This window comes from Bradyrhizobium sp. USDA 3364 (genome assembly GCF_054056355.1).
In genome coordinates, this window is sequence record NZ_JBSRYG010000002.1 from 5,010,999 (window position 1) to 5,031,024 (window position 20,026).

Genomic DNA, 20,026 nt, shown 5'->3' on the forward strand with positions numbered 1-20,026 from the left:
CCATGGGTCAAGTTCGGTTCAGCACAGTCCGCGATCTGTTTGAAGCCTATCCGCTGGCGCGATACGACGTCGGCAACGCTGCCCCGGACAAGCTCTCGTTGGATTTCCTGCAGGAGGCCGCTGATGCAGGCAACTGGCACCAGGCTGTGTCCTTCTGCGCGTACCTGCTCCCCAGGCGCGTGGCTGTCGCCTGGGGATGTCGCTCGCTTCGGCAGATGTTCGACAATTTCGACGCCAATGAAGGCAGGTCACTCAGCTTTGCAGAGACCTGGGTCCGGCAGCCAGACGAGCAATCGCGCAACAAGGCGTTGGCGGTCGGCAATGCCAACGATCCCGAACAGCCGGCGACTTGGCTGGCGCTGGCGGCGGGCTGGTCCGGCGGGAGCGTCGTCCCTGCCGAATTTGCTCCGGTCGAAGCCAAGCCAGATCAGACGGCGCGGGCGGTTCGCGCGGCTCTTTTGATCGGACTTTGCCGGCTTACCCGTGAGTCCAGGGACCGGATAATGACGGCCTGCCTGGAGGATGGTATTCAATTGGCACGCGGCGAACCGCGCCCTCTGCGCTGACGAGACGATGTGATGGTGCTTCGCTTCAACATCGAGAACGAGCCCAACCTCCCCGATGGCGGACCCGTGTCATTTACGGTCACCGGCCGGCGCTCGGTCGATATAGGCCGCGATCGTCATCTCGATTGGACATTGCCCGATCCGTCCCGGATGATTTCGGGGAAGCATTGCGAGATCCACTATCGCGACGGCGGCTACTGGTTGCACGACGTCTCGACCAACGGCACCTTTCTCAACGGCGCCGACCAGCGCATGCGGGGAGCGCATCGGCTACGCAATGGCGATCGGCTCGTCATCGGCCATTATGTCATTGGCGTTTCGCTGGACCTGGACGAACGTGCCGAGGGCACTCCGAGCCATGGCGCGCAGCAGCAAGCTCCTCTCGCGCAGCAGCACGCCGATTACCAGGAGCTGTGGGCTCCCGGTCGCGACGTGCCGCCGCCAATCGACCCGCAGCAGTTGAGAAAGCCGCGCGAAGCAGCGCGGCCCGTCAATGCGGAATTCCTGGACTGGGCGGCGAGCGTTCCGCCGGCGGGCGTCGACCCCGTCCGGCATTCGCCCCAGATGCCTCAACGAGAGCTGCCTCCGCACGACGACATGAGCTGGGCAGGCGGTCCGGTCGCCACGCCCAAACCGCCGGTCGACGTGCAGCACGCGATGCCGACGCCGCGCCGGCCATCGGTCTGGGTCGACGATGAACCGGCTGTCCCGCCACCGCCGGCGCCACCGGGGGGGCATACGGGAGCGCCGCGGCCGCAGGTGGCCGAACCAGGGCCGGCTACAGCCACCTCGAGCGGCAATCTCGAATTCGCGCGCCTGGTGGCGCGTGCTGCCGGATTGCCGGAGAATTTCTTTGCCGACAAGACCGAGGCCGAACTCGCGGAGCAGCTTGGCATCATACTGCGCATGACGGTGGAAAGTTTGATGGCTCTGCTGCAGGCGCGGACCCAGGCCAAGCAGCTGACGCGTAGCACCAGTCAAACCACCATCCAGGCCATCGAGAACAATCCGTTGAAATTCTCGCCGACCGCGGAAGACGCGATGCGCATCCTGTTCGGGCCGCCGACGCGCAGTTACCTTGATGCGCCGCATGCCTTCGCTCAGGGCTTCAAGGATCTCAAATCCCATCAATTGAAGACCTATGCGGCAATGCAGCATGCCGTCAGCGGGCTGATCGCCAGTATCGATCCGACGCTGATGGCGCGCGAGCTCGAGCTTCAGCGCGGAGCAAGATCCTTTTTCGGCTCGAACAAGAGTAAGTTGTGGGATGAATTCTTGACGCGCTGGAAGGCGCATCTCGGTCGCGACGAAAGCGCGCCGATCGATACCTTCATGCTTCATTTCTCTGAATATTACGACCGCGCAGACAAGTCGGGGTCAAAGTGAACTGTCGGTGACGATGCCGTCGCCGATCATTGCCAAGTGGATGCAGGAATGTCCTGGTACAGCAAAGTTTTCTGGTCGGAAGGTCTGTTTCTGCGGCCGCATCATCTGCAGCAGAACGATCGTTATCTCGAGCATCTGCTGGAAAAGCGCGTTCGTTACACAACACCGCACCCGTGGGGCTTTGCGCAGCTCGAGATCGACAACGATCTTACACAGCAGAGCAAATTCGCCGTGCGCAGCGCGACCGGCGTCATGCCCGATGGGACGCCGTTCGATATCCCCGCCGACAGTCCGATCCCGGAAGCGATCGAGGTGCCGGATTCAGCCGCAGGCCAGATCGTCTGGCTGATGATGCCGGTCGCTGCGCCCAACACGCGGGAGGTGGATGAGGATCGCACCGACAGCGCAAGTCGCTACGTTCGGACTTCCGAGACGTTTATCGATTCAACTTCGGCGCTGCGCATCGAGGAAGAGATTGACATTGTCTATCCGCGGCTGTCGTTCGAACTGCGCAAGACCAGCAAGCCGGGATACATGGGCCTCGGCATTGCCCGTATCCTCGAAGTACGCGACAAGAATATCCTGTTCGATGACAAGTTTGTGCCGCCGATGCTGGTCTGCGCTGCACATCCGGTCGTCGATGGTTGGCTCAATCGAATCATTGGCTGGGTTGAGACCAAGCTCGATGAGCTCGCACGCTACGCGGTCGATCCATCGTCCGGCGGCGGCTTGCAGAGCGTCGATTACCTGGTGCTGCAGGTGCTGAACCGGACTATTCCCGTGCTGACTCATTTCAAGCGGTCCGGCAGCGTGCATCCGGAGCGGCTGTACGAGGAGCTATTGAGGTTTGCCGGTGAGCTTGCGACTTTCGCGACCACCGAACGACGCGCACGGGACTACCCGGCATACGATCACGATAACCTCGAATACGTCTTCACGCCTCTGGTGCGCGACATCCAGGACTTCCTCAGCGCGCGGCTCGGCAGGCGAGCGATCCGTCTGGAGATCATCGAACGCGCCCAGAACGCGTTCGTATCGCCGATCCGCGATCGGGCGTTGTTCCGAAATGCTACCTTGGTGCTGGAGGTTGCCGCGCGGCGACCTCTCGTCGAGATCCAGAACGAATTCCCGCATTTGTTCAAGGTCGGGCCCAATACCAAGATGACCGAGATTGTGCACGCAAATCTCCCGGGTTTGACCCTGGTGCACTTGCCGACGCCGCCACCGCACATCCGAGCCATCACGGACCACGTTTATTTCTATCTCGATCGCAAGTCGCCGTTGTGGCCAGAATTCAGCACTGCGGCGTCGATCGGGATGCATTTTTCCGGCGACTGGCCGGAGCTTGAGCTGTACCTTTGGGCGATCCTGGAAGAGCGGCCATGACCGACAGGGACAAGCCGGTTAACCCTTTCGGTCGGGGTGAGCGGACCATCATCCGTCCGAACCCCGGCGGGAAGATGCCGCCGGCTCCGGCTCCTCAACCTCCAGCAGGCGAGGGGCCTGCAAGCCGTCCAGTGTACTCGCCATCGCCCGTGGCTTCGCCGGGTAGCCCGTCGCCTCCGCCTTCATTTTCTCCCGTACCACAAAGCGCAAGCTACGCTGCCCCGCCGACCAGCCAGCCGTCGGAGGAATGGATTTCGACGCCGGCGCAGGCTCCGGCGCAGCAACCGATCTTGCCGCCCGGGCCGCCCTTGCGTGTCGACGATCTGGTCGCGCCAAACGCCAATCCGGTGATGCGCGCCGGCGGCCCCTTGCTGCAGCTGCTTGGCCGGCTGCGCGTAGCGCTGATGCGGGCGTCATTCGCGAGCCTGATGGAGCAAGTCGCCGACGCCATCAAGTTCTTCGAGAAGGATATCCGCTCGGCCGGCATTTCCGAGCACCAGGCCAATACGGCGAAGTACATCCTGTGCGCTACTGCCGACGACATCGTGCAACACATTCCGACCGACGATCGGCACGTCTGGGCGCAATACTCGATGCTCAGCCGGTTCTTCGGCGAACGCGTCGGTGGCGTACGCTTCTTTGAGATTCTCGACCATTTGAAGACTGATCCGCTGGTCAATTATCCGGTGCTCGAACTCCAGCACGCCTGTCTTGCACTCGGGTTCCAGGGCATTCACCGGACGTCGCCGGGCGGGCTTGCGAACCTTCAGGTGATCCAGCGCAACCTCTATGAGACGTTGCGCCGGGTTCGACCCAAGCCAACCAATGATTTGTCGCCCCACTGGCGCGGCCAGGCCTTGGCCGGTCGGCGGAAGCACCTCCGTATTCCGGTTTGGCTGGTGGCGGCCGTGGTCGCCGCGCTGCTCACGGGATCCTATTTTGTGCTGCGGACGTTGCTGGCTGGCCGTGCAGAGAATGCCGCCGAAGTCGCGCTGGCATTGCATCCCGGCGATCCAATCGAGCTCAAGCGCCGCGTCGTTGCGCCGCCGCCGCCTCCACCTCCGCCGCCACCCCCAGATCGCATCACCCAGCTGCAGCGCATTCGCAACGCGCTTGCACAGGAGAAGACGGCTTGCGCCATGACGGCGGATCAGACGGCGAGCTTCATCGTGATCAGGGTCTGCGATCTCGCATTATTTGCCTCGGGCCAGGCAACCATCCTGGATGGCTTCAAGCCGGTCGCGGCCCGCGTTGCGGCGACGCTCGACAAGGAGCCCGGCCGCATCCGGGTGGTTGGCCATACCGACAGCTCGCCGATCCGCACCGTGCGTTTCCCCTCGAATTTCGAATTGTCGGTCGAGCGCGCCAAGGCGGTAGCCGCCGCGCTGAAACCCGGCTTGGCCGATGGTTCGCGCGTCGATGTCGACGGCAAGGGATCGGATTCACCAATTGCCAGCAATTCGACACCCGAGGGGCGTGCCAAAAACCGTCGGGTCGAAATCTTCATCGAACGTAGCGAATAGGCGGACGCCAGAAGCTCCACGCGATAAGCGACAGGTATCGGTCAATATGCTCGCCAAGGACATACTACGCATCGTTCTCTATGGAGTCGGACTCAGCTCGCTTGGAGCAGTGATCTACCTTGCCGGTCCCTTCATTGCTTTCGGCGACTGGCATCCATTGGAAAATCACATCATTCGCCAGATCGCGATCCTGCTGCTCGGCGCCGCGGCAGCAGGTGTCGCCGGTCTTCATTTCTTCAAGCGACGCAGGAATGCGAAGGAAATCGCTGACGGCGTCAGCGGTGCGGATCAGGCCGTCAGCGACGAGCCCGTGCTCAAGGAGCGCATGAAGGATGCGCTCGCAACGCTTAAGACCGCGAGCGGCAACAAGTCCGGTTATCTCTACGATCTGCCCTGGTACGTCATCATCGGTCCGCCCGGCGCGGGAAAGACCACCGCGCTGGTGAATTCGGGGCTCAAGTTTCCGCTCGCGCGAGGGGCAACGCCGGCGGCGATCGCCGGGGTCGGCGGCACTCGCTACTGTGATTGGTGGTTCACCGACGAAGCGGTGCTGATCGATACCGCCGGTCGCTACACAACCCAGGACTCAAACGGCAAGGCCGACAAGGAAAGCTGGCTGTCGTTTCTGGACATCCTGAAAAAAAATCGGCCGCGCCAGCCGATCAACGGCGTTCTCGTCGCAATCAGTCTGGAGGACGTGCTGACGCTGCCCAAGCAGGAGCTCGAACTTCATGCCGATGCCATCAGGATGCGGCTCCTCGAACTGCATCAAAGGCTGAAAGTAAGCTTCCCGGTCTACGCGCTGTTCACCAAGGCCGATCTGGTTGCCGGTTTCACCGAATATTTCGCCTATCTCGGCGAGGCCGGCCGGCGCCAGGTCTGGGGCGCCACTTTCCAGACCGCCGACAAGACCCAGAATCTGGTGGGGCAGGTCCCGGTCGAGTTCGATCGCCTGCTGGAGCGCCTGAGCGAGGAAACGCTCGACCGTCTCCAGGACGAGCCTACGCCGCAGCATCGGGTGCAGTTGTTCGGCTTCCCGGCGCAGATGGCGCGGCTCAAGCCGCAAATGCACGATTTCCTCAATCAGATCTTTGAGCCGACACGGTACCACGTGAACGCCAATCTGCGTGGGTTCTATTTCACCTCGGGCACTCAGCAGGGTACGCCGATCGATCAATTGATCGGATCGTTGGCGCGTACATTTGGCGCGGAGGAAGTCGGTGCCGGATCATACTCCGGAACCGGCAAGAGCTATTTCCTCGCCGATTTGATTTCGAAGGTTATCATCGGCGAGGCGGACTGGGTTTCGACCGACCGTGCTGCAGTGCGCCGTGCCCTGATCCTCAAGACCGCGGCGCTGTCGGTGATAGGTTTGGTGGCGATCGGACTGATCGGTGCCTGGCTGACAAGCTACAAGCGCAACTCCGACTTGATCGAGCAGAGCCTGCAGGCGGACAAGGAGTATGCGGCCGCCGGGGCGCCGCTCATCAAGCAGACGCTGATCGCCGATCACGATCTCGACAAGGTGCTGCCGCTGCTCTACCGACTGCGGAATGCCCCCGCCGGCTATGCATCACGAAATGAGCCGGTAGCGCTCTCGGCACGCTACGGACTCAGTCAGCGCGCGCGCCTGTTGTCGCCCGCGAAGGCAGCATATCACACTGCGCTCGAGCGCATGTTCAGGCCTCGCTTGCTGTACCGTTTGGAAGAGCAGCTCAATGCGCGTATCAATGAGCCTGCCTTCGTCTATGAGGCGCTGAAGGTCTACCTGATGCTTGGCGGCCTGCAATCCCCGGACCGCGAGCTGATCCGCTCCTGGATGCAGCGCGACTGGGCGGACAACCTTTATCCCGGCGCGACCAATGCCGAAGGACGGCGTCTGCTCGATGAAAACCTTGTTGCGATGTTCGACCTCGAAACCGAGCAGCCGCCGCTGGTCGAGCTTGACGGCCGGCTGATCAAGCAGGCCCAGAATTCGCTGGCGCGCCTCAGCGTGTCGCAACGTGCCTACGAGTTCCTGAAGTCGGAGGCTCGTGGATCGACCGCCGGCGACTGGATCGCCAGCCGCCGAGGCGGTCCGGACGTGGCAGTTGTCTTCGAAACCACGACCGGCCAGCCCCTGGACAACGTGCGGGTACCCGAGTTCTTCACCTACAACGGCTTCAATCAGAAGTTCATCGCTCGACTGCCCGGATTGTCGGAGCGCATGAAGCGAGAGCGGTGGGTCCTGGGCGACGCCGGCCAGCAGTCGGCCATTGACCAGCAGTATGACAACCTGGCTGGCGATCTGCTCAGCATCTACTCCAATGAATTCGTGACGACGTGGCGGACTGCGCTTGGCAGTCTGCGTCTGAAAAAGTTGCTCGCCGACAAGCCGAAATACGAGGTGCTGAGGGCGCTTTCGGCGCCGACCTCGCCGATGCGGCAAATCCTGGAGTCGGTGCGCGACGAGACGATGCTGACCAAGGAACGCCCGAAGCCGGCAAGTTCCGGCACGCCTGCAGCGCCGCCTGCGGTCACCACGCCCGCACTGTTCAACAATGCCCGGGATGGCACGCCGGGCGCGGCGATCGAGTCGCAGTTCAAGCCCTACCATGCGGTGCTGGAAGGGGAGAGCACGCGCCGGCCAATCGACTCGACGATCGCAAACCTGAACGACATTGCACAGAATCTGACGTTGATGGTGGAGAATCCGCAACTGACGGCGCAGGCGACTGCGGGGCTTCAGACCCAGGTTGCGGCGCTGCGCAACAACGCCTCGCGCATGCCGCCGCCATTTTCCGACATGCTCCGAGCGGCGGCTGCGGAGTTCGAAGGCAGCATCGCCGCCTCCACGGCCGGTCAGATCCTGCAGTCGTTGCGCGATCAAGTTACGCCGGTCTGCCAGCAGACGGTGACCAACCGCTATCCGTTTGTGCGGAGCAGCGGTCAGGAAGTGCCGCTCGCGGATTTCGCCAAGCTGTTCAGTCCGAACGGCATCATGGACAAGTTCTTCACTCAATTCCTGGCGCCCTACGCAGATACGTCGCGTTCGGACTGGGTTTGGCGAAAGGAGAGCCCTGTCGGTCGATCTTTCTCGCCCGACACATTGAAGCAGTTCCAGAGTGCCGCCTATATCCGCGATGCCTTTTTCCAGACTGGCGGCGGCGTGCCGGCAGTGTCCCTTGCGATCCGGCCGCCACCTGCGGGCGGACCGGGCATCACAGTCAAGACCGAGATCGGCGGCACGACGATCACCAGCCCCACGACGCCAGGACCTGCCGCAGCTCCCTCCATGTTCGGTGCGCCGCAGCCCGCTGCTCCACCACCGCAGCAGAGCAATTCACCGACGACGGTCCTCTGGCCCGGGCCGTCGCCGCGGACAGCAATTTCGGTCAGCAACGAGACCGGCTCGCCATCCGTACTTGAGCGCGTCGGCCCCTGGTCATTGTTCCGAATGCTGGAGGCCGGCTCGCTGGTCGCGAAGGCGGAAACCGCCAGCGCAACCTTCATCGTTGCCGGACGTGAGCTCAACTATCAGATTTCGACAGGATCGTTGCGCAATCCGCTAAACCTGTCGGTGCTGCGCGAGTTTCGTTGCCCAACCGGAATTTGACCATGCGGTGCGGCTTATTCGGCAAGATCGGCGCCAAGCGTGATTTCATCGCGATCGCGACGCCGCGGAGCTTCCTTGAAGTCTGGGAGCCGTGGGTGCAGGCTGCTGTCTCCGCGAGCCGCAATCAACTTGGCGTCGCTTGGCAGGGAGCATTCCTGACCGCGCCGGTGTGGCGATTCTGGCTTGGTGCCGCAATCTGCGGCACCACCGTCGCGGGAGCGATCATGCCGTCGCTTGACGGCGTAGGGCGATACTATCCGTTGACGCTGCATTCGGTATCGGATGACGCCGCCGCGTTGCCGCCGCCGCACATCGATCCGCAGGACGAGTGGTTCGGGCAAGTGGAGACGTTCTTGCTATCGACCCTGGACCGGGCTGCGACGTTCGAGCGGATCGCTGATGCGGTGGATCGTCTCGCGCTCCCGCGTCTGCTGACGCCGCGGACCGATGCATCGTCCATCGTGGCGTTGAATGAGGCGACGCTGGGAATGGTTTCGAAGGTCGATGGGTTTGGCGAGTCGCTCTGGACGCTCTGCGGCGCCAACCCGCAAGTCTATGCCGCGGCAAGTTTCTGGTGGACCGCCGGAGGTGAGGGTTTCCCGCCGATGACGCTCTGTTGCCGCGGACTGCCGGATCCCTTTCACTATTCCACGCTGCTGACCGGCGACGTCGGCCGCGCGGTGTCCGGGACGGGATGACGCGCGATGGTACACGTCCCGTCCCTGTTCGATGTCGGTAGCGTCACCCACGCCGGACGGGTGCGGGCGCGAAACGAGGATTCATACCTGGTCAGAACCGACGTCGGCCTATGGGCCGTCGCTGACGGCATGGGCGGTCATGAGGCCGGCGATCTTGCGAGCCGCATCGTAGTGCAGTCGCTTGATGCGATCGGCGCGACGGACTCGGCCGCCGATCTGTTGGCGCAATGCGAAGCGCGTCTGTTCAGCGCCAACCAGCAGATCCTGGCACTCAGCCATGCAAGGCAGGGTGCCATTGTCGGCTCCACGACGGCAGTCCTGCTCGTGCGCGACGGCCACTATGCCTGTATTTGGGCGGGCGACAGCCGGGTATACCTGATCAATCGCTACGGTATCACGCAGGTGTCGCACGACCATAGCGAACTGGAGGAACTGATCGCCGGCGGCACACTATCGCGCGAAGAGGTCCAGGATTGGCCGAGCAATGCCATCACCCGGGCTGTCGGCGTTGTCGCCGAGCCCGAGTTTGAGGTGGTGACCGGTCCAGCCGAACCAGAAGACATCTTCGTGATTTGCAGCGACGGCTTGACGCGACACGTGCAGGATGACGAGATTCAGCAGCACGCGGCCACTCGACTTGCTCAGACAGCCTGCGACGACATGCTTGCGCTGGCGCTTGATCGCGGCGGGCTCGATAACGTTACGATCTTGATCGTGCGATTGCTCGCGCCGCGATCCTCAGAGCCCACGAGGACGCCGCTCAATCGGGAGCCGCGACCATGACCGCGAACGATCCGTTTCGGTCATCCTACCGCGGCGTGCCGGCCGGCACCCGGCTCAACGGCATTTACGAAATCGAAGCGATGATCGGATCAGGCGGCATGGGGGAGGTCTACCGATGCCGCGAGATCCAGACCGGATCGCCGGTCGCGGTCAAGATGTTGCTACCCGACATGGTCGAGAACGAGGCGGCACTCGCGCTGTTCCGCCGGGAGGCGGCGGCTCTTCACAATCTTCCGCATGAAGCAATCGTTCGCTACTTCCTGTTCACGGTCGAACCCGTGCTGCAGCGCCCGTATCTCGCGATGGAATTTGTGAACGGGCGCTCGCTGTCAAACATGCTCGACGATGGGCCGCTGACCTTCGAAGCGCTGGTCAAGTTGGTGCGGCGGGTCGCGTCGGGCCTTCAGGCCGCTCACGAGCACGGCATTGTCCATCGCGATGTCTCCCCCGACAACATCATCGTGCCGCTCGATGATGTAAGGCGGGCGAAGATCATCGACTTCGGGATCGCCCGGTCGACCCAGATGGGTGACAAGACCATCATCGGTTCCGGCTTCGCCGGCAAGGACAATTACGCCTCGCCGGAACAGGTCGGCCTGTACGGCAATGATGTCACCGCGAAGTCCGACGTCTACAGCTTTGGTCTCGTGCTGTTCCATGCCTTGACCGGACAAAAGCTCGATATGGGCGGCAGCCAGTTCCAACTGGTCGAGAAACGTCGGCGTGTGCCGGATCTCGGCGCAGTGGACATGCGCATCAGGCCGCTTCTCGAGAAGATGCTGCAGCCGGACCCGGCCTTGCGCCCGACCATGGCTGAGATCGCCAACTGGGGACCGGCGGGTTCGGCTCAGTCGTCCGCAGCACCGCTCTACGGCTTCGATCAATTGGCGAAGTCGCAAGCTGGCACGTCTGCGCCGCAGGAGCGGGCGCCGTTGCGGAGAGCTCGCCGCATCTGGGTCGGCGCCTGCGTCGCGGGGCTGCTGCTTGTTCTGGGCGGCGGTGGGTACACCTACTATAGATTTGTCTGGAAAACGTCGGGATTGGCGGCCTTACCGCCGCCTCCGAAACTCGCCGGGGCATCCGCGCCGCCGAGCGAGCCTGTCCCTTCGCAGCTAGCACGTCAGGAGCCGGTGAAGCTGCCGTCTCAGCCGACGGCGACGTCGTCTCCGTATCCCGATGGACCGGGGCGAGCCGAGCGCATCCGCAAATATGTCGCCCAATATGCGGGCGGAGACTGCTTCTTCATCCTGCCTGTTGCGGTGAGTTCAAGCGCAGCCGTCATTGAAGGTTACGGTGCTTCGACAGCGCCGTTCGATACCTTCGACAAAGCGTTTCGAAAGGAGCAGGGATTTGAGGCCACTGTCGGCGTCAGGCAGGTGAACCAAGCACAATGTCCGGCCGTCAGATTCCTGAGCCAGGTCGGAAGCGACCAGACACGTGCCCCGCGCATCAACCTGTCAGCTACCGAGTTGAAGGCCGGCGAGACCCTCAATGGGACCGTTGAGAATTTTGCCAACCGGGTGGTGGAACTGCTCATGGTCTCGGACCGCGGCGAGGTGCGTAGCCTGTCCTATCTCCTGAAGCCAGGCATCGACTCGCTTTCCTTTGCCCTGCCGATGGAGCGGACGACTGGTCCGCAACTCCTGCTGGTCGTTGCGGTCCCGCGGGTTCTGGATTCGTTGCGCCAGCCGCGACCGATGGCTGCCGACACATTCTTCCTGCAGGCGACGAGCGAAGCTCAGCGCAGCAACGTGACCATCATTGCGGCCGCGCGCTATGTGATGCTCACGAATTGAGCTGCTCTTTAGAACTTGCCGATTATCAAGATCTTCAGGTCGGCATCCGGCGTGAAGTCGCTCGCCGTAAATTGGCGCGAGTTGTTGGCAGATGACGGCTTGAGCCGCCCGGGACAAAAACTAGCCAGGCGGTCGTCACTTCCCGGATCGATCGTCAATGTGAAGGACCGGATTGGACCCGCCCAGTTCGCGCCCGTCTTGAGCACGTAGGAAATGCGCCGCTCCTGCAGTCCTGCGGTATTCGCCTGGTCGCTGCCTGCGCGCCTGTCCAATTCGGCAAGGAACGCATCCGTAATGCAATAGTCTCGCCTGTATCGCTCGACCTTGGGAGCTAGCGCCGCGTTGCGGCGCAGACCCGAGCGCAGGACCGTGTCAGGGCTGGAGCCGACGCTCGGGCGGTATTGATGTTCGACAATGACGGTACGCGCCGCAGGAAACACCTGCTCGCGAACAGCCGAAGTCTTGGTTATCCAGCCAGGCATGTATTGCTGGCGACCGTTGTCGTTCATGCCGGCAGGCATAAGAAGGCCGTCATCGATCAGCTTGGTTCGGGTCGCCGCAGGCAGGTCGGCGATCCGGATATCCCGATCGCCGAGCGGCAGCAAAGGCAGCCTAAATTGACGGAGGAGGGCGGTCACATCCTTGCTGCCGACCATGGCGCGTTGGTCGATGGTCAGCGGCACCGCGTTGCCGTCGATCTTGGTCTCGAACTCGACGAAGTTGACCGGATCGCTTGATGGAAAAGCAATGTTCTCGGCTTCGGACAAATCGATGTCGGGCAGCGGAAAGGCGACCGTGAGTGCCACCGGCTTGCTTGTCTGGTTGACGAATTGGTAGCGAACGCTGACCCTGTCCAACCCGATACGAAGCTCCTCGCTCGCCATGGCCACGTCCTTGGTGCGAACGAATTGCAGCCCGCCAATGGACAATTCGGCCGCGGAGTCGTTCGCCTGCGCGGGCCAACCGGTTGCGGCCAACAGGGCGATCATCAGGGCTTGCGATCTCAATGACTGCCCGCTTAACGCTCCACTTGCCATGCCGGCCTCCATGCGGCGCCGCAGCGCGGGATCAATTGATCGCCTGGTAGAGATCTCCCCATTCCGGCTTCCAGACACCATCCGGGTCGCAAACCACGATCGCCAGCTTCATGTCATTGGCGAGACGGATCGCGCCGCGAAAGGCATCCTGGGCAGGTAGTTGGGCGCTGACCTGGTCGCTGCTCAAGCGTCCTCCGCTTGCGGCGGCTGGCAACACGATTGACCCGGAGGCGCCCCCGTCGTCGCGCCTCAAGACCAGAGTGATCGCATCGGGCTGGATTTCGCTGACTTGCTCAAATCTGTTTCTGGCCATGATTTTGCACTGCAAGCTGAAGGAATTGGAACTATCACCGTCCAGTGAGAGAGTTGAACGGGATTGGGGTTGCTCGCCACTAATTGATGCTGCACTTGCGCGGTCTTGGATTAGTCGGACTGACGCCGCATTCGGTTCGGTTACATTGAGGCGGATATGCTTCGTCGATCTAGCTGGATCTGGCTCTTTGTCGTCTGCGCGACCATCGTTGCCAGCAGGGCAAGGGCCGACGATGCCGTGGTGCGAAGCTTTGCCAGCGGTTCGGCTGCATCCATGGTCGGGATCGTCCCGGCCGGCCAGGACGTCGAACTTGCGGGCCCGCAAGCGCTCAGCGCGGACGGACAGGGAAATCTGTTTGTGCTTGATCAGGTCAACGGCCGCATTCTGCAGTTCGACCCCAAACAACCGAACGCGGCTCCCGACATCCTTAAGATGCCTGGCGATGTGCAGCCCACCGACCTCGTCGTCCATAACGACGACATCATGGTCTGGGACGGCGGCGTGCGCATGCTGAAGGCGGCACCGGGACAGTCCACCCGCGGGCTGGGCGGAGACGTGATCCAGCTGGAGGAAGTCTCATCCCGCGGAGCGGACGATCAGGTCGCCATTTCGGCCTTCGCACAGATGGGCTCGCAGGCGCCGAGCAGCCCTACCGATTTGCTGGATCAGAATACGCGCGCGGCCATCGTGAGGACGACGCGGCAGCCCGACCGGCAGTATATCGCCTCGCGCAGCAAGGGATCGGTGATCGCCGACATTATTCCCGACAAGGGCAATGCCAGCGTTCGGGTCGAAATCCAGACCATGGTCTCCAACGAGACCATCGGTCAGCTCGGCCTGCGTGTCCGCAGCCAGCTCGGCACCGTGGAGTTTCTTGAGATCGACAACAGTGACCGCTTCTACGTGCTGGCCGAGGACATTCCTCCGTCGGGCAAGAATGCCTCTACATTCGTCGCACGCTATGCCGCGAACGGACGCCTTGAGGGCATCTACGAGCTGCCTCTGGAGAACACACCCGTTACCCGGCGGTTTGTCACCGTCTCAGGCGACGGCGATGTCTATTTTCTGCGGACCAAGCCGGAGGGTGTCGAGGTGGTTGGCGTCGGCTTCCGGCCCATGGGAAAGGTATCCGTCATTGACGTCAGGCCGTCGCGTACGGCGGTCGCGCCGGCGGCGCAGCCGGATATCAAGTTCAACGCGACCGCCGCCGTGCGGCCGTCCAATCGCCAGCAGGCGATCGAGACGGCCTTCGCCTTCGAGGGCATTCAGTGGAAGCTGACACCGGCGAACTACGGCAGCGATCCCGACAGCCAATGCTCCGGTTTCAGCCGGATTCGCCGGCCCTGGTATCTGCAGGGCAAGGTAAACCAGGAAGTGCGGGGCGTGCCCTATTGCTGGGGTTGCCATGGTTCGCTCGCGAATTTCCGACAGCGGATCGAAAGCGGGACGCTTGCGGGCAATGTCTGCACCCGCAACGAACCGCGACCGGATGTGGCGGGGGTCGACTGTTCGGCGTTCGTCAGCGCCACATGGGGACTTTCGGTCCACTACACGACCGCCGCGATCCCCGCGATCGCCGCACCCGTGACCAACCCATGGGATCTCAAGCCCGGTGACGCCCTGAACAAACCGGGTTCCCACGTGATGTTGTTCCTGCGGTTCACGCCGGATCGCAAGGCGGAGGTCATGGAATCCTCGACGGGCGGCTGCAACGGCAGGGTCTGCCGCAACGTCTATCCGCTCGCAAGCCTGCTCGCACGCGGTTACGTTCCGGTCCGCTTTCGCGCGTTCGCAGATGATCAGACCACTGTTTCCGTGAGCGCCTATCAGGAGACCGAGGCGCCGACGGGCCGTAAGACGGCGAACAGGCGGCGCTGAACCTGTGGTCTCCCTAGGGCTACAGATGAACATGGATCACCGCCTCTGCGCTGGTTTCTGGAGATCCAGGCGTCCTGCCGCTCTGCCATGCCGGTGCGGTTCCAGGGCGGGCCTGCTTGATATCGAGGTGGATCACGATGCGAAGGCTCAGGGGCTTTGATCAAAGGGCCGGTTGGCTGTGTGCAGCCATCCTGCTCGCTGCGTTGATCGGCCTGCCACTCCAGCACGCGCGCGCGGCGGGTGAACTGTCAATAAGCAATCCCGACGGTGCAGCTCTTAGAGCGCTCGTCATCGGCATCGACGACTACCAGCATGTCCGCAAATTGAAGGGCGCGGTCGCGGATGCCAATGACATCGTGTCCAGCTTGCGGACCATGGGCGTCAGCGATGTGGTGGAGCTGACCAACGCACAAGCTGATAGGGCAAGCGTGCTGCGTGAGATCAGCTCACTGGTGGAGCGGACAAGGAACAACGATCTCATCTTCCTGTCGATTGCAGGTCACGGCACGCAGGAACCCGAGCGCGTCAAGGGCTCCGAACCGGACGGAATGGAGAACGTGTTCCTGCTGCCCGAATTTGCGACCACGCCGGCCGGATCGGCCGAGCGGATTCTGGGAAGCGAATTCAACCATTTCATCCGGCAATTCGAATTGCGTGGCGCAAAAGTGATTTTCGTTGCGGATACCTGCCACGGCGGCGGAATGGTGCGCGATATCGATCCGCGTGCGGCGGAGATGAGCTTTCGACAGGTGCCACGCTACACACTGCTGGTTGATGAATTGAAGCCAGTGTCGAGCAGCGACGACCCGAAGTCCGAACTCGATCTCGACCACACTGCGTTTATCGCCGCGGTTGATCGTTACACCAAGGCGCCGGAAGTGCGAATTCCCGGGATCGATGGCTTGCGCGGCGCTTTGAGTTATGCCGTTGCGCGAGCCGTGGAGGGCAACGCGGACATCAATCATGATGGAAAAGTGACGCTGAAGGAGCTCTTCAGCAATGTTCGGCAGGTGGTCTATCAATTGTCCGACCAACGCCAGAACATCGTGACGGTATCGTCGCCGGCGCAGACGCCGGAGACCGAGGTGGCCTTCGAATTGACGCGCGGCGTAGTGCTGATCCAAGGGACGGCCGCGAGAGCTGCTCCCGGTCAGGTTCCTGCCCTCGCGCCTGCCGAGAAACAAGCCCCCGCGCCACCGGCCGTTACGGCCACTTCGCAAACCGCTCTGGCCGGCGTCGCCGCGCCCGGCTCGGCCGCGCCCGGTGCCGCGCTGTCGCCCTTCCGTCTCTTAACACCGATCCGCCTGGCGGCGCTTGACGGCAAGATCACCTATTTCGCGAACGTCAAACCACAGGACGCCAGTGTGCAGGCTGTTCAACCAACTGATAATCCCGACCTGATCTGGGACCCCGTGTCGCATGACGTAATTGCCTGGGGCGACGTGGTTGCTTATGGTGTTGACGTTGACGGCTTGACGACGGTGGTCAACAGAACTGCGGCAATTCGGGAGCTCAAGCGCATCGCGACGCGATCGCCGCAGGCGATGCGTATTTGGCCGGATGATCGACAACAGCGCAGCGGCCAGACCGTCGAGGTCGAATTGTCCGACGTCGGTTCGCGGGCGGTGCTGCTGTTCAACGTGTCCGGAGACGGAACTATCCAAATGCTGTATCCGGTGGGTTCCGATGCCGCGCTTGCTCGATCGGTAAATCTGCGGCTGCCTCTTCGGGTGGGCGAGCCGTTCGGTGCCGAGCAGATCGTTGCGGTGACTTCGCAACAGCGGATGGTTGATCTGGAGACGGTCCTGATGCAGCTCAACCGGCGCCGCGCCTCGGGGCAGATGATCAAGAGTCTGGAGCGCTATCTGCCGGCGGACGCGCGGATCGCGTCTATCGGCTTTTTCAGCGTTCCCTGACAATGCTGTGACTGCAGGTCATGTCGTCAGCGAAGCCGGTTTTCCCGAAGCAATCATGGCTCGCGCTGGTGCTCTCGCTGGCGGGAAGCGGGATCGTGAGCGCCGCGCCGCTGCCATCGGCATTTCCATCTGCCGTAAGAGATACTACCTTGCTGTGGCATGTGCAGGCCCCCCGCGGCTCGGCAAACGCTGCCAGCGTGTCGCTTGAAATTCTGCCGGGTCCAACTGTTAGCATTGGCGGCAAGGTATCATTCGGCGTAACGGCCAAGAAGCCTGGCTATCTGATGCTCGTGGATGTTGATGCGGAAGGGCGGATGTCCCAGATCTTTCCAACCGCCGAGCTATTGGCGCAGTCGATCGAACGGGACATCAATTTCGTGAAGCCTGGTGTTCAGTTCATTGTTCCGACTCCCGCAGCACAACAACATGGATTTGAGTATGTCGTCGCGCCGCCGGCCGGGTCCGCTGTGATCGTTGCGATCCTGAGCGAGCGACGTGTGCAATTGCTTGATTTGCCAGATATTCGGCGCAAGATTCAGGGGCCGGCCGATACGTTGAGCTATCTGTCGGATTGGACACGTCAGTTGCGTGTAACGGACAGCGGCAGCGGAAAGCTGGTGCCGAACAATTGGTCGTTCGACATCAAATCATACTCTATCAAGTAGGCAAGCGATCGCGTTGTTCCGGCTTACTCAGGCGGTTGAGGACACACTCCCGCGCGCGATCATGTGGTGAATACTCTCGCGGCCGAGGCTGCTGTTCGGCTCCTTGCGTCCAGGGAGCTGCGGCTTGGGCTCGTCAATTGCGGAAATTGCGGAGGGGACGGCGGCCCGTACACGATGTCGAGCGCGCCGCCCTGCATGCTGTCCTAGTTGCAGACTTCAACATTGCCGGTACCGCCGCCGGGACCTCCGCCGCCACGGTAATCGAGATGACACCCGCGACGGACCGGGCGGCATAGATAAGCATCGCACACGATCTGGCCGCTGCCACCAGCGGGCCTAGCGGTCGCTTGCCTTCGTTTGGGGAAATCGGCTTGCGGCTCGGAGATACCGCGTAGCGGACGATCCGCGCGCGACGGGCGCTCATCCATGTTGCGCTTCGCCACCGGCTTTTTCCCGCGGCGCTTCTCGCATTCGTTGTCGTCGTTCAGAAACGAGCCTTCGGCGCAGGTGATCTTGCGGCACTGATCGCCGTCCGCTCTATAGCCCTGCTCGCAAATCAACGGGCAAACCCGGGCTGGTTTCAGCTTGATTGCATCGAGCGCATCGAGGCTTGCTAGCTTGACGTCAAATTTGGTCCCGGCGTGCCGGTTGAAGAGGCTCAGGGAACGACGCGATGCGGCGTTCCACTCACCGTCGATGGAGCCTGTGAAACACCCAACCCGGCTCAATTCGCTCTGGACTGATTTGGCAATATCCTCCTGCGGCGGTGCCGTGTTCAAGGCGGCAACCTTCGTGCCCCCGCTATTCGAGGACGGGACGGCGGGTGCGGGACTGTCCGGCTTGGCACCGTCGGGGACGGGTCCATTGGCGGAAAGCATGGCGACCGTCGACGATTGGGATGCAGCCCGCTTCCGTTCAGCCTCGGCAGCTTGTTCCTGCGCTGCCAGCTTTGTTCTTTCAGCTGCGATACGGGCATCTTCCGCGGCCTTGAAATCTGCGGCCGCCTTTTCCTGCGCGGCGGGCTGGGCACCTTCGGACGCAAGTCGAGCCTTCTGCTCCTCCGCTTCTTGCGATTTCCGGGTTGCGGCAATGCGTGCGTCCTCTGCGTCGATCTGATTGAGCTGAAGCTTGGCCAGATTTGCGTAATAGCCATCGGGATGCTGGGCGAGGAACGCGCTCATAGCGGCCTTGTTGCCGAGTTGCAGGGCCAATTCGTAGTCGCGACGAATTTCCGACGATGCGTTGACCGGCGGCGGCACCTGCTCCTCTGCCTTCGGCACGAGCGCGACATCGTCGCCCCCCAGTGAACCGTAGACGTAAGGCTCCTGTCGGTTGCCCGTCGCTTGCAAGACGTCATCGCGGACGAAGCCGAAAGCCTTGCGCAAATCGAGCCCAGGCTTTGCGATATACTTGACTAGCGCCGTCGCGTAAGGACTGTTCTTGCTGTTGCCATCGAGTGCGGTCAGTCCGGCTTTGGCGGCAAATGCGATCAGCGTGTTGGATACCGAAGGTTCTACCCGGGCGAGCCCGCGGCTGATCGCGCGCGAAGCGACGGTTCGTTTCATCGTATCGGCGAACGGATTGTTGCGGCAGGCGTCAACGATCACGACGCGCAGTTGCTTCGCGGGCTCAATTGCCAGCAGGACACGATCGAGCGAGAAGGCCTCGTCATAAATATCAGTGTCGCGTTCAAGTCTGGCATCCGTTGGAATCAGATAATTCGTCCCGTCGATCTCGATTCCGTGACCCGCATAGTAGACGATGGCGATGTCTGCATCGCGAGCTTGATCGGCGAAATCCCTCAGTGCCCGCCGCATGTCGCTTGAGGTCAGGTTGAGACGAGACTCCACCAAATCGAACCCGGCATTCTTTAGGGTCGCGGCGATAGCGGTGGCATCATTGGCAGGATTCGGAAGTAGTGGCGCATTTTGATAGCTCGAATTTCCGACTACCAAAGCCACCCGCTTCGTTGCCCACGCAGGCTGCGAAGCCAGAAGAGCCGAAGCGGCAAGAAGAACAAAAACTTTGAAGTGTGTGTACAAGCTCATGGCCACCGTCCAGAATCGCCCGAACCAGTTCTATCGAAGTTGGCCCCGGACAAACTCGGCCGCGTCAAGCTCTGCAAGCGTCGGAAGGCCTTCCTCAGTACAAGTACCAATCTTCGGTTCAATCCATTCCTAGTATGGTCGTTCAGGGTGGCGAAGACGTTCAACCGCACACGGAAGAGTGTAAAGCCACGGACCACCCGGTGCGGGGTGCGATAAGATATTGAAATAGTTATAGTTTCTGCCCTTGCTTTTTAACCTGATGGCTGGCTGTGCTCTAGCAGGATAGCTGTCACATACATCGAGCGGTCGGCGTCGAGCGATCAGAAAGTTATTATTCCCTGGCGTGTGATTGATGGGCCGGAATCCGCTGGTGCTGTGGCGGATGAAATCATGAAGGCCCCATTGCACCGAGGTTCACGTACAATGATGGCAACCC

At 62.0% G+C, this 20,026-nt stretch carries 14 protein-coding genes and 1 pseudogene; 12 read left to right on the forward strand and 3 right to left on the reverse strand.

The annotated features are described in order from the left end of the window. Nucleotides 1–2 precede the first annotated feature (2 nt). The 8 genes from ACVILL_RS23760 (at nucleotide 3) to ACVILL_RS23795 (ending at nucleotide 11,733) form a co-directional block, all read left to right on the forward strand. Nucleotides 3–566, forward strand: a complete 564-nt coding sequence (locus ACVILL_RS23760; protein ID WP_456731246.1) for a DUF6931 family protein — start codon at nucleotides 3–5, stop codon at nucleotides 564–566. 12 nt (nucleotides 567–578) lie between these two features. After that, a complete protein-coding gene (gene tagH / locus ACVILL_RS23765; RefSeq protein ID WP_456731247.1) occupies nucleotides 579–1,952 on the forward strand; it encodes a type VI secretion system-associated FHA domain protein TagH in 1,374 nt (457 codons plus the stop codon). 48 nt (nucleotides 1,953–2,000) lie between these two features. Then, nucleotides 2,001–3,338 (forward strand): type VI secretion system baseplate subunit TssK, encoded by a 1,338-nt coding sequence (tssK, locus tag ACVILL_RS23770; protein WP_456731248.1) that lies wholly within the window; start codon nucleotides 2,001–2,003, stop codon nucleotides 3,336–3,338. A 308-nt stretch (nucleotides 3,339–3,646) separates the two neighbouring features. Next, nucleotides 3,647–4,861 (forward strand): type VI secretion system protein TssL, long form, encoded by a 1,215-nt coding sequence (gene tssL / locus ACVILL_RS23775; RefSeq protein WP_456731249.1) that lies wholly within the window; start codon nucleotides 3,647–3,649, stop codon nucleotides 4,859–4,861. 46 nt (nucleotides 4,862–4,907) lie between these two features. Further along, nucleotides 4,908–8,456 (forward strand): type VI secretion system membrane subunit TssM, encoded by a 3,549-nt coding sequence (tssM, locus tag ACVILL_RS23780; RefSeq protein ID WP_456731250.1) that lies wholly within the window; start codon nucleotides 4,908–4,910, stop codon nucleotides 8,454–8,456. Beyond that, nucleotides 8,453–9,154, forward strand: a complete 702-nt coding sequence (gene tagF / locus ACVILL_RS23785) for a type VI secretion system-associated protein TagF (protein WP_456734345.1) — start codon at nucleotides 8,453–8,455, stop codon at nucleotides 9,152–9,154. Before tssM ends, tagF begins: the two co-directional genes overlap by 4 nt. A gap of 6 nt (nucleotides 9,155–9,160) precedes the next feature. Next, entirely contained in the window at nucleotides 9,161–9,937 is a 777-nt protein-coding gene (locus ACVILL_RS23790; protein WP_456731251.1) for a PP2C family protein-serine/threonine phosphatase, read from the forward strand. Next, nucleotides 9,934–11,733, forward strand: coding sequence for a serine/threonine-protein kinase (locus ACVILL_RS23795; protein ID WP_456731252.1), 1,800 nt, complete (start codon nucleotides 9,934–9,936; stop codon nucleotides 11,731–11,733). Before ACVILL_RS23790 ends, ACVILL_RS23795 begins: the two co-directional genes overlap by 4 nt. An 8-nt stretch (nucleotides 11,734–11,741) precedes the next feature. On the opposite strand, the gene ACVILL_RS23800 is transcribed toward ACVILL_RS23795, so the two are convergent. Then, nucleotides 11,742–12,722, reverse strand: coding sequence for a DUF4424 domain-containing protein (locus tag ACVILL_RS23800; protein ID WP_456731253.1), 981 nt, complete (start codon nucleotides 12,720–12,722; stop codon nucleotides 11,742–11,744). Between the two features lie 79 nt (nucleotides 12,723–12,801). Next, a complete protein-coding gene (locus tag ACVILL_RS23805; RefSeq protein ID WP_456731254.1) occupies nucleotides 12,802–13,083 on the reverse strand; it encodes a hypothetical protein in 282 nt (93 codons plus the stop codon). A 156-nt stretch (nucleotides 13,084–13,239) separates the two neighbouring features. Between ACVILL_RS23805 and ACVILL_RS23810 the strand changes: the two genes are divergently transcribed. From ACVILL_RS23810 to ACVILL_RS23820, 3 genes are all read left to right on the forward strand, one after another. Continuing rightward, the gene (locus ACVILL_RS23810) at nucleotides 13,240–14,961 is read left to right on the forward strand and encodes a hypothetical protein (RefSeq protein ID WP_456731255.1); all 1,722 of its coding nucleotides are present in this window, start codon (nucleotides 13,240–13,242) and stop codon (nucleotides 14,959–14,961) included. 137 nt (nucleotides 14,962–15,098) lie between these two features. Beyond that, nucleotides 15,099–16,877, forward strand: coding sequence for a caspase family protein (locus tag ACVILL_RS23815; protein ID WP_456731256.1), 1,779 nt, complete (start codon nucleotides 15,099–15,101; stop codon nucleotides 16,875–16,877). A 20-nt stretch (nucleotides 16,878–16,897) separates the two neighbouring features. Beyond that, complete coding sequence (locus tag ACVILL_RS23820) at nucleotides 16,898–17,542, forward strand: DUF4384 domain-containing protein (RefSeq protein ID WP_456731257.1); 645 nt, start codon at nucleotides 16,898–16,900, stop codon at nucleotides 17,540–17,542. Between the two features lie 203 nt (nucleotides 17,543–17,745). Here ACVILL_RS23820 and ACVILL_RS23825 read toward each other — a convergent pair whose 3' ends face one another. Continuing rightward, nucleotides 17,746–19,590, reverse strand: coding sequence for a caspase family protein (locus ACVILL_RS23825; RefSeq protein ID WP_456731258.1), 1,845 nt, complete (start codon nucleotides 19,588–19,590; stop codon nucleotides 17,746–17,748). Between the two features lie 279 nt (nucleotides 19,591–19,869). Between ACVILL_RS23825 and ACVILL_RS23830 the strand changes: the two are divergent. Beyond that, nucleotides 19,870–20,022, forward strand: a pseudogene (locus ACVILL_RS23830) (DUF1194 domain-containing protein); the annotation flags it as partial. Nucleotides 20,023–20,026 lie beyond the last annotated feature (4 nt).

Bases quoted from the DNA above. Each gene is read 5' to 3' on its own strand.
- tssK (WP_456731248.1), top strand. From the start codon at position 2,001: ATGTCCTGGTACAGCAAAGTTTTCTGGTCGGAAGGTCTGTTTCTGCGG.
- tagH (WP_456731247.1), top strand. From the start codon at position 579: ATGGTGCTTCGCTTCAACATCGAGAACGAGCCCAACCTCCCCGATGGC.
- ACVILL_RS23790 (WP_456731251.1), top strand. From the start codon at position 9,161: ATGGTACACGTCCCGTCCCTGTTCGATGTCGGTAGCGTCACCCACGCC.
- ACVILL_RS23805 (WP_456731254.1), bottom strand. From the start codon at position 13,083: ATGGCCAGAAACAGATTTGAGCAAGTCAGCGAAATCCAGCCCGATGCG.
- ACVILL_RS23800 (WP_456731253.1), bottom strand. From the start codon at position 12,722: ATGATCGCCCTGTTGGCCGCAACCGGTTGGCCCGCGCAGGCGAACGAC.
- ACVILL_RS23815 (WP_456731256.1), top strand. From the start codon at position 15,099: ATGCGAAGGCTCAGGGGCTTTGATCAAAGGGCCGGTTGGCTGTGTGCA.
- tssM (WP_456731250.1), top strand. From the start codon at position 4,908: ATGCTCGCCAAGGACATACTACGCATCGTTCTCTATGGAGTCGGACTC.
- ACVILL_RS23820 (WP_456731257.1), top strand. From the start codon at position 16,898: ATGTCGTCAGCGAAGCCGGTTTTCCCGAAGCAATCATGGCTCGCGCTG.
- ACVILL_RS23760 (WP_456731246.1), top strand. From the start codon at position 3: ATGGGTCAAGTTCGGTTCAGCACAGTCCGCGATCTGTTTGAAGCCTAT.
- ACVILL_RS23810 (WP_456731255.1), top strand. From the start codon at position 13,240: ATGCTTCGTCGATCTAGCTGGATCTGGCTCTTTGTCGTCTGCGCGACC.
- ACVILL_RS23825 (WP_456731258.1), bottom strand. From the start codon at position 19,590: ATGAGCTTGTACACACACTTCAAAGTTTTTGTTCTTCTTGCCGCTTCG.
- ACVILL_RS23795 (WP_456731252.1), top strand. From the start codon at position 9,934: ATGACCGCGAACGATCCGTTTCGGTCATCCTACCGCGGCGTGCCGGCC.